The organism is Kitasatospora sp. NPDC004723, assembly GCF_040609255.1.
Lineage (GTDB): Bacteria > Actinomycetota > Actinomycetes > Streptomycetales > Streptomycetaceae > Kitasatospora.
The window spans coordinates 1-13,981 of record NZ_JBEXJT010000034.1 but is presented as its reverse complement, the minus strand read 5'-3'; the positions used below and the strand labels follow the sequence as shown (position 1 = coordinate 13,981).

Below are 13,981 nucleotides of genomic sequence, written 5' to 3'. Positions count from 1 at the left end.
ACAGGCCCTACGCCGGTACCTCGGCGAGGCCGCGGAACTCACGGGCGCGCCCGGCCAGCACGTCGGGGTCGACGGTCGCGCCGTCGAGGACCTCCGCGAAGGCGGCCCACATGCTGCCGTCCGCCCAGGTGCACACCGACAGCTCGCCGTCCTCGAAGCCGGCCAGGCCGCACTTCATCACGCCGCCGCGCTCGCCCGGGTCGACGTCGTGCAGGTCGGTGTAGGTGTAGCCGCTCCGGCGCTGCGCGGCGATCGCGTCGTCGAGCTGCGAGGCGGGCAGGAAGATGTGCATCTCCGCGACGGTCACGAAGACCAGCCGCGCGTCGTCCGAGCTGCGGTAGCCGGTGGCCGAGACGCCGGAGCCGCCGCCGATCCGCCAGGACTGCTTGTCGCGAGTGCCGTCGGAGGCCTTCGGCAGGCCCTGGAACTGCTCCGGCGGCCGGTAGCCGTAGGCGCCGAGGGCGGCGAAGTTGTCGGCGAAGGCCACCCCGAAGGCGGTGCAGCCGACGACCGCGGCGGCGGCGAGGCCGATCCAGAGCCGGCGGCGGGAGGGGCGCACCGGCCGCGCGTCCGCGGACGGCACGTCGACCGCCGCTTCGACGGGCTGTTGATCATGTTCGAGCATCGGCACATCCGAGCAGGTCCGGTCCTGCCCGGCAAGGGGTTCCGGGCGTTCGGCCCGGCACTGTTCCCGAATCGTTCACTCCCCCGGCACCCACGGCTCACCGCCCCCCGGCAGGCTCCAGCGCGACGGAGAAGTTGGCTATACAACTTCGACCCCACGCCCCCGGGCCGCCGAGGAGACGACCATGACCACCGAGCTGCCGCCGTACTGGCTGCGCGACAACTGCCCCTGCGCCGAATGCCGCGACCCGCGCAACGGGCAGAAGCTGTTCCAGATCACCGACCTGCCGGACGGCCTCGCGATCGCCGCGCGGGCCGAGCTGGAGGGGCACCTGGAGGTGCTCTGGTCGGACGGGCACCGCTCCCGGTACCCGTCCGGATGGCTGGCCCGGGAGGCCGACGGCGACGGGCGCACGGAGGCCGACAAGCGGCTCTGGGAGGCCGCGGACTTCGCCGCCGGCCTCCCCGAGGCCCAGTGGTCGGCCTACCTGGCCGACCCGGCCGAGCAGGCGGCCGTGCTGGCCGCCGTGCGCCGCTCCGGCTTCGCCGTGCTGCGCGGGGTGCCGGTGCGCGAACGGCAGGTGCTGGCGGTCGCGGAGAGCTTCGGCCACGTGCGGGTCACCAACTACGGCGAGCTGTTCGACGTCCGGGTCGAGCCGGACCCGAACAACCTGGCCTTCACCAGCGCCGCGATCACCCCGCACACCGACAACCCGTACCGCGACCCGGTGCCGACCCTGCAACTGCTGCACTGCCTGGAGAACTCGGCGAGCGGCGGCGACTCCGGCCTGGTGGACGGCTTCCGGGCCGCCGCGCTGCTGCGCGCGGAGGCGCCGGAGCACTTCGCGGTGCTGACCCGCACCCTCGTGCCGTTCGTCTTCCGCGACCGCGCCGCCGAACTGCGCGCCGACCGGCCGCTGATCGACGTGGACCCGCTGGGCCGGATCCGCGAAGTGCGGTTCAACAACCGCTCGATCGCCACCCTGCGCGGCTCGGCGGCGGAACTGGACGCGTTCTACGCCGCGTACCGCGCGTTCGCCGCGGTCACCCTGCGCCCGGAGCTCCAGCTGGAGTTCCGGCTCGACCCGGGCGACTGCCTGGTCTTCGACAACACCCGGCTGATGCACGCCCGCACCGCCTTCGCGCAGGACGGCCGCCGCCACCTCCAGGGCTGCTACGCGGACCTGGACTCGCTGGCCTCCACCCTGGCCGTGCTGCACCGCCGTTCGGCCGCGCTGGACGAGCTGGCCGCGCTGTTCGCGGGCGAGGGCGCCGGGGAGTACCTGGGCGAGGCGGTCACCATGGCCGAGCACATGCTGCAGGCCGGCGCGCTGGCCGAGGCCGCCGGGGCGGCCCCGCAGCTGGTCGCCGCGGCCCTGCTGCACGACATCGGCCACTTCCACGGCGTCCTGCACGGACGGGATCTGATGGAGGGTCAGGACAACCGGCACAGCGACACCGGGGCCGAATGGCTGGCCCGCTGGTTCGGCCCGGAGGTCACCGAGCCGGTCCGGCTGCACGTGGCGGCCAAGCGCTACCTGTGCGCCGTCGAGCCGGACTACCGGGCGAAGCTGTCCGAGGCCTCCGAGTACACCCTCCAGGTGCAGGGCGGCCCGATGTCCGAGCAGGAGGCCGCCGACTTCGCCGCCCACCCGGGCGCCGAGGACGCGGTGGCGGTGCGCCGCTGGGACGAGCTGGCCAAGGAAGCGGGGGCGGTCACGCCGGACTTCGCCCACTTCCGGCCGCTGCTGGCCTCGTTGATGCGCTGACGAATGCGCTGACGCCCCGTCAAGGACGAGCACGAGCGGGGCGGCCACCCGGCCGCCCCGCCGCAGTCCTCAGTCCTCAGTCCATCTCCCGGGCATGCCGCGAAAGCGCCGAAGTGGCCAGCGAGTTGTGCACGCTGAACGCCACCGTGCCGGGCAGGTAGCGGTCCTGGGACCACTCCACCGGCGTCCCGGTCGGGTCCGTCGTCCGGCGCCGCTCGCGCAGCAGCGGGCCGCCGCGCCGGCAGCCGAGCAGCCGGGCGTCGTCCCCGTTGGCGGCGACGATGTCGATCGTGTGGTCGGCGTCGGTGAACAGGATCCCGTGCTCGCGCAGGACTTCGGTGTGCGAGACGACGTCCGGCGGCAGCTCGGCGACGATCTCGCCGACCCGCGGCGGGTAGACGGTCCGCTCGACCATCACCGGCGTGCCGGAGAGCGTGCGCAGCCGGACCATCACGTAGACCTCGTCGCCCGGTTCGAGGCGCAGCTGCTCGCGCTCGGCGGCGTCGGCCGGGCGGCGCACCATCGAGTCGAGTATGCCGCCGGGCTCCTCGCCCATCGAGTACGCCCAGCGCGTGAAGCTGAGCAGTTCGGAGAAGCTCTGCACCCGGGCCGTGCCGAGCACCACCCGGCGGGTGCCCCGGCGCGAGGTGACCAGGCCGTCCGAGCGCAGCACCGCGAGCGCCTGGCGGACGGTTCCGCGCGAGACCCCGTACTGCTCGGCGAGCGCGCCCTCGGCCGGCAGCCGTCCGGCCTCGCCGAACGCGCCGGTGGTGATCGCCTCGCGCAGGTCTGCGGCAACCTTGCGGTAGAGCGAACCGGCCCCGCGCTCGGCTGCGGAAGCGCCCGCGGATGCGCCGGCCGGCGCATCCGCCGAACCGGCTCCCTGGCGCCCCGACTCCAGTGCCACGTCAGTCAATGTCCCTCCTGGGCGGTGTCCTGCGCAGCCCTTCCGGCGCCGGACAGCCCGACCTTATCCCGCTGCGCTCCCGAAGCATCGCATTCGCCGAATGCTCCGCCGCCGACCTGATTCGACCGTTCCCGCAGCCGACCCCGGGGCTGGGCCATCCGTTCACCTTCCCGTCACCGGGCTCCGGCGTACTTACCCACGTCAGCGAAGTTGGCTAGTCAACTCGGACGACGTCGATCGGCCGCTCACCCCGGCCGACCCGCCGCCCTTCGCGAGACGCAGGCACGCGGAACCCCCCGCGGACGCCCCCTCGCAGTACGCCCCCCTTAACAGGAGACTTCCCCGTGACCGTGCACCGTGCCCGCGCCGCCGCCTTCGCGGCCGTACTGACCGCCGCCGCGCTCTCCCTCACCGCCTGCGGCTCCGCCGGGTCGAGCGCCAAGGCCGGCGACGCCGCCAAGGCCGGCACCAAGGACGCCAAGGAGGCCACCTCCGCCGCCGACTTCGGCGGCATGGACGGCCTGGTCGCCGCCGCCAAGAAGGAGGGCAAGCTGCACGTCATCACGCTGCCCCGGGACTGGGCGAACTACGGCAAGATCATCGACTCGTTCAAGGCCAAGTACGGCATCGAGGTCGAGGAGGAGAACCCGGACGGCTCCAGCCAGGACGAGATCAACGCGATCAACTCCCGCAAGGGCCAGGACCGCGCCCCCGACGTGGTCGACCTGGGCAGCGCCTTCGCCCTGCAGGCGGTCAAGGACGGCATCCTCGCCCCCTACAAGGTGGCCACCTTCGACAAGGTGCCGGACACCATGAAGGACGCGAACGGCGCCGCCGTCAACGACTACGGCGGCTACGTCTCGATCGGCTGCGACGCCAAGAAGATCGCCAACTGCCCGAAGACCTTCGCCGACCTGCTCAAGCCCGAGTACAAGGGCCAGGTCGCCCTCAACGGCAACCCGACCAAGTCCGGCTCGGCCTTCGGCGGCGTCTACGCTGCGGCGCTCGCCAACGGCGGTTCGCTGGAGAACATCCAGCCCGGCATCGACTTCTTCGGCAAGCTGAAGCAGTCCGGCAACTTCAACCCGGTCGAGTCGACCCCGGCCACCATCGAGAAGGGCGAGACCCCGATCTCGATCGACTGGTCCTACCTGAACGCCGGCTACACCGACGAGTTCAAGGGCAAGGGCATCGACTGGCAGGTCTCCATCCCGGTCGACGGCTCCTACGCCCAGTTCTACAACCAGGCGATCAACAAGTGGGCCCCGCACCCGGCGGCCGCCCGCCTGTGGCAGGAGTACCTGTTCAGCGCCGAGGGCCAGAACCTCTTCCTCGGCGGCTACGCCACCCCGTCCACCTTCGAGGCCCTGAAGAAGGACGGCACCCTGGACGCCACCGCCGCCGCCAAGCTGCCGGCCGTCGAGAAGCCGTTCACCACCTTCCCGACCGTGGACCAGATCAACGCGGCCAAGAAGGTCGTCACCGAGAACTGGACCAAGGCCATCGCGGGCTGACGCCCCACCGGCCGCGTACCACCCATCGGGCTGAGAAAAGGCACTCATGACCACGGCTCCCACCCCGGTGCCGACCACCCCCGCCGCCACCGTCCCCGGTGGCGGCGCGGGGGCGTCCGCCACCGCCACGACCACCACCCCCACCCCCCGGCGACGGCCGCCGGCCCGCCTCGGCGGCGCCTCCTGGCTCGCCACCGTCCCGCTGCTGCTGTTCTTCCTGATCGGCTTCGGACTGCCCACCGTCGCCATCGTGATCGGCGCGTTCACCGCCTCCAGCGACGCGGAGGCCGGGGCCGGGCAGTTCACCTTCGACAACCTGACGGCCTCCGTCCAGGGCGGCTACCTGACCGCCATGCTGAGCAGCCTCAAGCTCTCCGCGCTGACCGCGCTGCTCGCCACCGTGATCGGCCTGCCGATCGCCCAGGCGGTCGTCACCTCCCGGCACGGCTGGCTGCGCCAGGCGGTGCTCACCGCCTCCGGCGTGCTCGCCAACTTCGGCGGCCTGCCGCTGGCCTTCGCGTTCGTCGCGACCCTCGGCAACGCCGGTGAGATCACCAAGCTGCTGCACCTCACCGACCACGGCTGGTCGCTGTACTCGTTCACCGGCCTGACCGTCGTCTACCTGTACTTCCTCATCCCGCTGATGGTGCTCACCATCACCCCGGCCCTGGACGGCCTGCGCACCCAGTGGCGCGAGGCGGCGCAGAACAACCGCGCCACCACCGTGCAGTACTGGCGCCACGTGGCCCTGCCGATCCTGCTGCCCTCCCTGCTCGGCGGCTTCGTGCTGCTGTTCGGCAGCGCCTTCGCCGCCTACGCCACCGCCGCCGCCATGGTCGGCGCGACCGTCCCGCTGGTCAGCCGCTCGATCGCGGACGCGCTCTCCGGCAATGTGCTGGTCGGCCAGGGCAACCTCGCCCTCGCCCTCAGCCTCAACATGATCGTCGTGGCCGTCCTGGTGATGGCCGTGTACCTCCCCCTCCAGCGCCGGAGCGCCCGATGGCTCAGCTGACCACCTTCGCCCCCGCTCCCGCCCGGCGCCGCCCCGTGCGCTGGTGGCGCGGCGCCGTACTGCTGCTCGCCGGCGTGTACTTCGTCGTCCCGCTCGCGGCCTCCTTCTGGTTCTCCATCGACGACCCGCAGGGCATCTCCTTCGAGGCCTACACCGGGCTGATCTCCGCCCCCGGCTTCCTGGACAGCCTCTGGCTGACCCTCGGCCTCGCCGTCGTCACCGTCCTGGTGCTGCTGGTGCTGCTCGTCCCGGCGCTGATCGCCGTCCGGCTCGGCGCGCCCAAGCTGCGCCCGGTCATCGACGTGCTCTGCACCCTGCCGCTGGTCGTCCCGCCGGTCGCGCTGACCGCCGGCCTGATCGGCGTGCTCCGCTGGGGCCCGGACTACCTGATGGACACGCCGTTCTTCCAGACCTTCGTGTTCATCCAGGACCCGGACTTCCCGCTGGTGCTGGTCATCGCCTACGTGCTGATGGCCCTGCCGCTCGCCTACCGCGCCCTGGACGCCGGCCTGCGCTCGGTCGACGTGCGCACCCTCGTCGAGGCCGCCCGCAACTGCGGCGCGAGCTGGCCGCGCGCGGTGTTCACCGTCGTCCTGCCCAACCTGCGCGGGGCCCTGCTGAACGCCTCCTTCCTCACCCTGGCCCTGGTGCTCGGCGAGTTCACCGCCGCCTCGATCCTCGGCTTCCAGCCCTTCCCGGTCTGGATCTACTCGGTCGGCAACAGCCAGGCCCACATGTCGGTCGCGGTCTCCATCCTGAGCCTGCTGCTCACCTGGCTGCTGCTGCTCCTGCTGGCCACCGTCGGCCGCGAGCGCCGCCACAAGCCCGCCACCTCCTGAACCCCCGGAGTCACCCATCATGACCACGGCCACCGCCCCCGTCACCGGCGTCCCCCTCGCCCCCGGCAGCGCGACCGTCGAATTCCGCTCGCTGCGCCGCGCGTTCGGCGCCACCACCGCACTGGACGGCCTCGACCTCACCGTCCACCCCGGCGAACTGCTCGCGCTGCTCGGCCCCTCCGGCTGCGGCAAGACCACCGCGCTGCGCATCCTGGCCGGCTTCGAGCAGCACGACTCGGGCCAGGTCCTGGTCGACGGCACGGACATCACCGCGATCCCCGCCCACAAGCGCGACGCGGGCATGGTGTTCCAGTCGTACAGCCTCTTCCCGCACCTGACCGCCGCCGACAACGTCGCCTTCGGCCTGCGGATGCGCGGCACCGGCAAGGCCGAGCGCCTCAAGCGCGCCCAGGAACTGCTGGAGCTGGTCGGCCTGCCGCAGCACGCCGGCCGCTACCCGCACCAGATGTCCGGCGGCCAGCAGCAGCGCATCGCGCTCGCCCGCGCGCTCGCCCTGCAGCCGCGGGTGCTGCTGCTCGACGAGCCGCTGTCCGCGCTGGACGCCAAGGTGCGGCTGTCGCTGCGCGAGGAGATCCGCCGCCTCCAGCAGGAGCTGGGGATCACCACCCTGTTCGTCACCCACGACCAGGAGGAGGCGCTGTCGATGGCCGACCGGGTCGCCGTCCTGCGCGCCGGCCGCCTGGAGCAGTGCGCCACCCCCTCCGAGCTTTACGCCCGCCCGGCCACCGCGTTCGTCGCCGAGTTCGTCGGCACCATGAGCCGCATCCCCTGCGAGCGCTCCGGCGAGGGCGTCGACGTCCTCGGCCGCCGCCACGCCGTGGACGGCACCCTGCCCGCCGACGGCGAACTGCACGTGCTGGTCCGCCCGGAGAACGTCCAGCTGGCCCCCGACGAGCACGGGGCCGCCCTGGTGGTCTCCGCGTCCTTCCTGGGCGCCGTCACCCGCCTCACCGTCCGCCTGAACGACGGCACCGAGGTCAAGGCCGACCTGCCCACCGAGGCCGCCGCCGCCCTGCCGATCGGCTCGCGCGCCGCGCTGACCCTGCCGGAGCGACCGGTCCTGGTCGACCGTCGTACGGTCTGACCGACGACCGACCGTTGCTCCTTCTCGTGAACCATCGAAGGTACCGCCATGCCTGACACTCCCCCACCCGCCGCCGTCCTCTTCGACATGGACGGCACCCTCGTCGACACCGAACAGCTCTGGTGGCAGGCCGCCGCCGAACTCGCCGACGAGCTGCACCACCCCCTCACCGACGCCGACGCCCCCGAGGTCCTCGGCCAGGCCATCGAGCACACCGCCGCCCACCTCCACCGGGTCAGCGGCACGTCGCTGACCGAGGCCGAACTCGCCACCCGCCTCGGCGACTCCTTCGCCGGCAAGGTCGCGGCCGAGACGGTCCCGCGCCCGGGCGCCCTCGCCCTGCTCGCCTCCCTCCGCGACGCCCAGGTGCCCACCGCGCTGGTCTCCGCCTCCCCCCGCCGGGTCGTCGACCTCGTCCTCTCCACCCTCGGCCACGACTGGTTCGCCGTCACCCTGGCCGCCGAGGACACCCCCCGCACCAAGCCCGCCCCGGACCCCTACCTGGCCGCCGCCTCGCGGCTCGGCCTGGACCCGGCCACCTGCGTGGCCGTCGAGGACACCCCCACCGGCGTCGCCTCCGCCAGCGCCGCCGGCTGCGCCGTCCTCGCCGTCCCGTCCAGCGACGTCCCGATCCCGGACGGCTCCCGGGTCACCCTCCTGGACAGCCTGGAGCACGCGGACCTGACCCTGCTCGGGAAGCTCACCGCCGCGCCCGGGGTTTGAGCCCCCATGCCTTACGTACTCCTCACCCTCGCCATCCTCAGCGAGGTCTGCGCCACCAGCTGCCTCAAACTGACCGAGGGCTTCAGCAGGCTCTGGCCGAGCGTCGGCGTGGCCATCGGCTACGTCCTCTCCTTCGCCCTGCTGGGCCGCGCCCTGAAGCACATCCCGGTCTCGGTGGCCTACGCCGTGTGGTCCGGCGCCGGAACGGCGGCCGTGGCCGGCATAGGCGTCGTCGCCTTCGGCGAGTCCCTGGGCCGCCTCCAATGGCTCGGCATAGCCTTGGTCATCGCCGGAGTCGTCGTCCTCAACCTGAAGAGCAGCCACTGACACCTCACGGGCCCCGTACGCACGCGTACGGGGTCCGTTCCACTGCCCCGTGCCGATCACGGCGGCCGGCGGCGGTGTCAGGCGCGGGGGCCGAGGAAGAGGCCGCCGGTGGCGTCGATGATCTGGCCGGTGATCCAGCGGGCGGCGTCGGAGGCCAGGAAGGCGACGATGTCGGCGACGTCCTCCGGGGTGCCCAGGCGGCCGAGGGCGGTCGACCGGGTGATGGAGTCGGTCAGGCCCGGGGCTTCGAAGACCGGGGCGTTGGCGGGTGTGCGGGTGGCGCCCGGGGCCACGGCGTTCACGGTGATGCCGCGGGTGCCGAGGTCGTTGGCCAGGGTCAGGGTCATCGTCTCGACCGCGCCCTTCGTCATCGCGAAGGAGGTCTGGGCCGGGTTGGCCATCCGGGTGGCCACGGAGGAGATCGTGATGATGCGGCCGCCGTCGCGGAGCAGGGGCAGCGCGCGCTGGACGGTGAAGTACGGCGCGCGGACGTTCACCGCGAAGAGGTGGTCGAACTCCGCCCTCGTCGTGACGCCGAGCGGTCCCGCGGGTGGGGCGGCCGCGTTGTTGACCAGGACGTCGAGCGGGCGGCCGGCCAGGACCGCCTCCACCCCGGCGAAGAGCGTGTCGACGTCGTCGTCCGTGCCCAGTTCCGCGCGCACGGCGTAGGCGGTTCCGCCGGCACGCTCGATCGTCTCCACCGTCGCCGCCGCGCCGGCCTCGTCGGTGCCGTAGTGCACGATGACCGCCGCCCCGTCGGCGGCCAGCCGGGTCGCGATCACCCGGCCGATTCCGCGCGACGCCCCGGTGACCAGAGCCGTCCTCATCCCACCACCCCAACCCGGTCGTGACTGCCGTTCACACAGGGCTATCACAGGCCCGGACAGCCCTCAACACCCCACGCCCGGCGGGGAGTCGCGCCGCTGGAGGGCGTAGGCGGCGGTGAGGGCGACGGCGCGGTCCCCGTCCTCGGTCAGGGCGGTGAGGGCGCGGGTGGCCGTGGGGCCCGGGATGTCCACCAGGGCCTGGGTCAGGCGGCGGCGGGCGGGCGGGTCCACGGCGGCGGGGGCAAGGCGGTCGACGAGGGCGGTGGCGATCCGGTCGGCCGACGCGGGGTCGGTCGCCAGCGCGGCCAGGGCGTCGGCCGCATCGACGTCGTTCGTTCCCTCGACGATCAGGCCGACGAGCGGCGCGACCGCGTCGGCCGCCCCACGCGCCCCGAGGGCCAGCGCCGCGCGGCCGCGGACCGCCCGGTCGGGGTGGGTGAGGGCGTCCCGCAGCAGTGCGATGGCCACGGCGTCCGGCAGTTCGGCGAGCGAGCGGACGGCACGCTCGCGCACCTCCGCCGAGGGTGCGTCGAGGCCGGCCGCCAGCAGCGCCGCCGCCTCCTCGCCCGACTGCGCCAACACCCAGCGGAGAGCGCCGGCGACGTTCGGGTCCGATTCCCCCAGCACCGCCTCGACCAGCGCCTCCACCGGCACGGGGACGCCGTCGGTCGCGGCCAGGGCCGCGCGCTGGCGCGTCCTGGCGCTCTTCGACCCCAGCGCCTGCAGCAGCGCGACGGTCCGCAGGACGTCCTCCCAGCCCGCCGGTTCGGCGGCGCCGATCCGGCGCAGGCGCGTGAGCAGCTCGGTCTCCGCCGCGATGCGCTGCCGGGTCTCGCGGATGAGGTCGTCGACGAGTTCGGCGGGCGCGAAGCCGGGGTCGTCGAGCGCCCGCCCGACGTCGCGCAGCGACAGCCCCAGCGACCGCAGGCTCTCGATGTGGAAGATCCGCCGGACGTCCTCGTCCGCGTACTCCCGGTAGCCGCCGTCGGTCCGCCCCGTCGGCCGCACCAGGCCGAGCGCCTCGTAGTGCCGGAGCATGCGGGCGCTGACCCCGGACCGTCGCGCGACCTCGCCGATCAGCACCGACTACCGTCCTTCCCCGCCCAGGGCCACCACGCGCTTCGCCTCCTCGATCGCGAACGCGAAGCCGGCGTCCGGATCGCGCCACAGCCGCTCCGTGGCGAGCGCGTGGGCGCGCACCCGGGGGTCGGGAGCCGCGGCGGCGGCGTCCAGGGCCGGCCGCGTCACCTCCCCGAGCGCGATCAGCGCCCGGCTGAGGCTCAGCTGCGTTTCGCGCTCGCCGCGACCGAGGTGTTTCGCCAACTCTACGGCCAAGGCGGGCTTCTCACAGTCGGGTGCGAGGACGACCGCCGCCCGCCAGGCGGTCCGGGCCACCTCGTCGTCGGCGTCGGCGAGCAGCGCCGGTGTGATCCCGGGCCAGGCCCGCCGGTCCCCGATCTTGGACAGCGTGTGCAACGCCTGGCTCCGCGCCCGGGCGCGGTCCGAGCGGAGTTCCTCGACCAGCGGCGGGACCACCGCCGACGGCTCGTGGCGGGTGAGTGCCCAGGTCAGCATCTCCCGTACGGAGAACTCCGGCTCGACCGCGCAGCGCTCGACGAGCTCGGCGACGAACCCCGGGTCCGGCGCGGTGCCGACCGCCAGCGCGGCCTGCAGCCTCACCGACGCGTCGGGGTGCGCCAGCGCCCGGAACGCCCGCATCGTGGTCGTCTCCTCCTGCGGCAAGGTCATCAGTGCCACCTCCTGCTCCGCAGTCAAGACCTTGCCACCGTGTCAAGGTCAAGCGGACGGCGCAGACGGGCCCGAATGATTCGCCGACGACCGGCACTCAAGCACGAGTTGGCCGACCTCCCCGCGCCCAGCCATGCCGTGTTCACGCCACGTACTCCCTCCTTCGGGTCAATAGGCGTCCAGTTGTCCAGCCAACTGGACCGTCCGCCCGACTCGAAGGACCCCCGTGGCCGTAGGAAGCACGCTCGCCCTCAGTTCCCCCACCGCTCCGGTCGAAGGTGACCGGCTCACCTTCCACTGGACGACCGACGCCGCCGATCCGAAGAACTGGGTCGGCGTCTACGACGGCACCCGGCAGCCCGGCAACGGCGCCTCGCTGCTCTGGAAGTACACGCCGGGCGCGTCCGGCGACGTCCAGCTCGACACCTCGGCGCTGACCGGGGGGCCGTACACGGCGTACCTGCTCGCCAAGGACGGCTACGGCGTCCTCGCGCAGAGCGCGCCGTTCACCTTCCGGCCCAAGCCGGTGGCGCCGCGCCCGCACCTGGCCGTGGACGCGCTCACCGCCACCGCCGTCGCGCCCGGCGCGGCCGTCACCGTCAAGCTCGGCGGACTCTGGTGCCGCCCCTCCGGCGCCCCCGCCTTCCGCAAGATCAGCGGGCCGGCCTGGCTCGCCGTCGCCGCCGACGGCACGGTCAGCGGCACGGCGCCCGCGAGCACGGGCGAGTGGCAGCTGCTGGTCGGCGTGAAGGACACCGGGGGCGCCACGGACGCGCTGACCCTCGTCGTCCCGGTCACCGACCCGACGGCGGCGCCCCGGCTCAAGGTGGCCGCCTGGAACCTCGCCAACGCGGGCGCCGCCTTCACCGACGCGGTCGAGAAGCAGTTGCGCGTCGTCCTCACCCAGGGCCTGGACGTGCTGGCGCTCCAGGAGACGGCGGGCGGAGCCGCCCGGGCGCTGGCGACCGCGCTCGGCTGGTACGCCCACCAGAGCGCCGGCAGCGTCGGCATCCTCAGCCGCTACCCGCTGACCGCCGCCACCGCGCCGACGACCGCGCTGCCCGCCGCCGGGGCGACCGTCCAGCTGCCGGGCGGCCGTGCCGTCCGGGTCTGGAGCGCCCACCTCGACGAGGCGAACTACGGGCCGTACGCCGCCCAGGACGGGCAGAGCGCCGCGCAGATCACCGCCGCCGAGAACGCCTCCACCCGCCTCCAGCAGGCCAGGGCGCTGGCCGCCGCCGTCCGGGCCGATGCGGCGACGGGCGTCCCGGTGCTCCTCGGCGCCGACCTCGCCTCGCCGTCGCACCTCGACTGGACGGCCGCCACCGCCGCCGCGCACAGCGGCGTCGGCGCGCTGGACTGGCCCGTCACCACCGCGATCCAGGGGGCCGGACTGACCGACAGCTACCGTGCCGCCCACCCCGATCCGGCCGCCGCGCCCGGGGCCACCTGGTCGCCGAGCCGCAAGCAGCGCGCCGCCGGCAAGCCCGAGCCGCAGGACCGGATCGCCGCCGTGCACTTCGCCGGACCGCTCACCCTCGTCGAGGCGCACACCATCGCCACCGGCTGGCCGCAGCCCGAGCCGGGTGCCGCCGCCAACGGCTGGCCCTCGGACTGCGCCGCCGCCGTCGCCACCTTCCAGCTCTGAGAGGCCAGTTCACGATGTCCGAGCTCTCCCGCCGCACCTTCGTCGGGGCCACCGCGGCCGCCGGCGCCGCCGCCCTGACCGGCCTGCCCGGCACCCCGGCCCAGGCCGCCGAGCCCTCCCCCGCCGGCACCATCGCCGACGTCAGGCACGTGGTCGTCCTCATGCAGGAGAACCGCAGCTTCGACCACTACTTCGGCACCTTGAACGGCGTGCGCGGCTTCGGCGACAAGCAGGCGCTGCGGTTCCCCGACGGCACCGACGTGTTCCGCCAGCCCGACGGCGGCCGCAGCGACGGCGGCGTGATGCTGCCGTACCGGATGGACACCACCAAGTACAACGCGCAGAACGCCGGCGGCCTCGCCCACGACTGGGCCACCGGCCACCAGGCCATCAACAACGGCGCGATGAACAAGTGGATCGCCGCCAAGGGCGAGCGCACCATGGGCTACTTCACCCGCGAGGACATCCCCTACCAGTACGCACTGGCCGACGCGTTCACCCTCTGCGACGCCTACTTCACCTCGCTCGCCGGCCCGACCGACCCCAACCGGCTCTACCTGTGGACCGGTACCGCCGGCCCCGGCCGCGACGGCACCACCGGCCCCTGGATCGACAACACCCCCGTCACCGACAACCCCGTCGCCGACTGGACCACCTACGCCGAGCGCCTCCAGCAGGCCGGCGTGAGCTGGCGGGTCTACCACAACCCCAGCAAGGACGACCGCACCGGCGACTACGACGACAACGCGCTCTCCTACTTCAAGCAGTTCCACAAGTTCCCGGCCACCGACCCGCGGTACATCAACGCGATGACCAAGTTCGACCCCGCGGCCTTCGACGCCCACTGCAAGGACGGCACCCTGCCGACCGTCTCCTGGCTGGTCGCCCCCTACCTGTTCTCCGAGCACCCCGAGGCCGGCCCGGCGTACGGCGCGCA

Annotated in this window: 14 protein-coding genes; 9 read left to right on the top strand and 5 right to left on the bottom strand. The window is 73.6% G+C overall.

Translation table 11 applies throughout. The features are described 5' to 3' along the window. Positions 1 to 7: 7 nt before the first annotated feature. Positions 8 to 625, bottom strand: coding sequence for a hypothetical protein (locus ABZW10_RS26935; RefSeq protein WP_355370413.1), 618 nt, complete (start codon positions 623 to 625; stop codon positions 8 to 10). A gap of 184 nt (positions 626 to 809) precedes the next feature. On the opposite strand from ABZW10_RS26935, the gene ABZW10_RS26930 reads away from it, so the two are divergent. After that, positions 810 to 2,393 carry a phosphonate degradation HD-domain oxygenase gene (locus ABZW10_RS26930; RefSeq protein ID WP_355370411.1) on the top strand — a complete coding sequence of 528 codons (1,584 nt, stop codon included), beginning with the start codon at positions 810 to 812 and terminating at the stop codon, positions 2,391 to 2,393. A gap of 76 nt (positions 2,394 to 2,469) precedes the next feature. Here the strand turns inward: ABZW10_RS26930 and ABZW10_RS26925 are convergent, their stop codons facing one another. After that, entirely contained in the window at positions 2,470 to 3,300 is an 831-nt protein-coding gene (locus tag ABZW10_RS26925) for a GntR family transcriptional regulator (RefSeq protein ID WP_355370525.1), read from the bottom strand. A gap of 344 nt (positions 3,301 to 3,644) precedes the next feature. On the opposite strand from ABZW10_RS26925, the gene ABZW10_RS26920 reads away from it, so the two are divergent. Genes ABZW10_RS26920 through ABZW10_RS26895 form a run of 6 tightly spaced genes read left to right on the top strand, consistent with a single transcriptional unit; the run spans position 3,645 to position 8,820 of the window. Then, positions 3,645 to 4,814 (top strand): ABC transporter substrate-binding protein, encoded by a 1,170-nt coding sequence (locus ABZW10_RS26920; protein WP_355370408.1) that lies wholly within the window; start codon positions 3,645 to 3,647, stop codon positions 4,812 to 4,814. A gap of 46 nt (positions 4,815 to 4,860) precedes the next feature. After that, positions 4,861 to 5,826 carry an ABC transporter permease subunit gene (locus ABZW10_RS26915; protein ID WP_355370405.1) on the top strand — a complete coding sequence of 322 codons (966 nt, stop codon included), beginning with the start codon at positions 4,861 to 4,863 and terminating at the stop codon, positions 5,824 to 5,826. Then, positions 5,814 to 6,665: an ABC transporter permease subunit gene (locus ABZW10_RS26910; RefSeq protein ID WP_355370402.1), complete on the top strand. Its 852-nt coding sequence runs from the start codon at positions 5,814 to 5,816 to the stop codon at positions 6,663 to 6,665. The genes ABZW10_RS26915 and ABZW10_RS26910 overlap by 13 nt, the downstream gene beginning before the upstream one ends. Before the next feature lie 19 nt (positions 6,666 to 6,684). Then, positions 6,685 to 7,770 (top strand): ABC transporter ATP-binding protein, encoded by a 1,086-nt coding sequence (locus ABZW10_RS26905; RefSeq protein WP_355370399.1) that lies wholly within the window; start codon positions 6,685 to 6,687, stop codon positions 7,768 to 7,770. A gap of 48 nt (positions 7,771 to 7,818) precedes the next feature. Next, positions 7,819 to 8,493 carry an HAD family phosphatase gene (locus ABZW10_RS26900; RefSeq protein ID WP_355370396.1) on the top strand — a complete coding sequence of 225 codons (675 nt, stop codon included), beginning with the start codon at positions 7,819 to 7,821 and terminating at the stop codon, positions 8,491 to 8,493. A gap of 6 nt (positions 8,494 to 8,499) precedes the next feature. Then, positions 8,500 to 8,820 carry a multidrug efflux SMR transporter gene (locus ABZW10_RS26895; RefSeq protein WP_355370394.1) on the top strand — a complete coding sequence of 107 codons (321 nt, stop codon included), beginning with the start codon at positions 8,500 to 8,502 and terminating at the stop codon, positions 8,818 to 8,820. Positions 8,821 to 8,897: 77 nt separating this feature from the next. Here ABZW10_RS26895 and ABZW10_RS26890 read toward each other — a convergent pair whose 3' ends face one another. From ABZW10_RS26890 to ABZW10_RS26880, 3 genes are all read right to left on the bottom strand, one after another. Further along, the gene (locus ABZW10_RS26890; RefSeq protein WP_355370392.1) at positions 8,898 to 9,647 is read right to left on the bottom strand and encodes an SDR family oxidoreductase; all 750 of its coding nucleotides are present in this window, start codon (positions 9,645 to 9,647) and stop codon (positions 8,898 to 8,900) included. Positions 9,648 to 9,710: 63 nt separating this feature from the next. Next, the gene (locus ABZW10_RS26885) at positions 9,711 to 10,730 is read right to left on the bottom strand and encodes a HEAT repeat domain-containing protein (RefSeq protein WP_355370389.1); all 1,020 of its coding nucleotides are present in this window, start codon (positions 10,728 to 10,730) and stop codon (positions 9,711 to 9,713) included. 3 nt (positions 10,731 to 10,733) lie between these two features. Next, positions 10,734 to 11,396 carry a HEAT repeat domain-containing protein gene (locus ABZW10_RS26880; protein ID WP_355370387.1) on the bottom strand — a complete coding sequence of 221 codons (663 nt, stop codon included), beginning with the start codon at positions 11,394 to 11,396 and terminating at the stop codon, positions 10,734 to 10,736. 226 nt (positions 11,397 to 11,622) lie between these two features. On the opposite strand from ABZW10_RS26880, the gene ABZW10_RS26875 reads away from it, so the two are divergent. Next, positions 11,623 to 13,044, top strand: coding sequence for an endonuclease/exonuclease/phosphatase family protein (locus ABZW10_RS26875; RefSeq protein WP_355370384.1), 1,422 nt, complete (start codon positions 11,623 to 11,625; stop codon positions 13,042 to 13,044). A gap of 14 nt (positions 13,045 to 13,058) precedes the next feature. After that, positions 13,059 to 13,981: alkaline phosphatase family protein (locus ABZW10_RS26870; RefSeq protein WP_355370381.1), on the top strand; the 923-nt coding region annotated here is incomplete at its 3' end.

Excerpts from the sequence above, each read along its gene's own strand:
- ABZW10_RS26880 (WP_355370387.1), bottom strand. The coding sequence starts at position 11,396 with ATGACCTTGCCGCAGGAGGAGACGACCACGATGCGGGCGTTCCGGGCG.
- ABZW10_RS26935 (WP_355370413.1), bottom strand. The coding sequence starts at position 625 with ATGCTCGAACATGATCAACAGCCCGTCGAAGCGGCGGTCGACGTGCCG.
- ABZW10_RS26905 (WP_355370399.1), top strand. The coding sequence starts at position 6,685 with ATGACCACGGCCACCGCCCCCGTCACCGGCGTCCCCCTCGCCCCCGGC.
- ABZW10_RS26915 (WP_355370405.1), top strand. The coding sequence starts at position 4,861 with ATGACCACGGCTCCCACCCCGGTGCCGACCACCCCCGCCGCCACCGTC.
- ABZW10_RS26910 (WP_355370402.1), top strand. The coding sequence starts at position 5,814 with ATGGCTCAGCTGACCACCTTCGCCCCCGCTCCCGCCCGGCGCCGCCCC.
- ABZW10_RS26890 (WP_355370392.1), bottom strand. The coding sequence starts at position 9,647 with ATGAGGACGGCTCTGGTCACCGGGGCGTCGCGCGGAATCGGCCGGGTG.
- ABZW10_RS26895 (WP_355370394.1), top strand. The coding sequence starts at position 8,500 with ATGCCTTACGTACTCCTCACCCTCGCCATCCTCAGCGAGGTCTGCGCC.
- ABZW10_RS26900 (WP_355370396.1), top strand. The coding sequence starts at position 7,819 with ATGCCTGACACTCCCCCACCCGCCGCCGTCCTCTTCGACATGGACGGC.
- ABZW10_RS26930 (WP_355370411.1), top strand. The coding sequence starts at position 810 with ATGACCACCGAGCTGCCGCCGTACTGGCTGCGCGACAACTGCCCCTGC.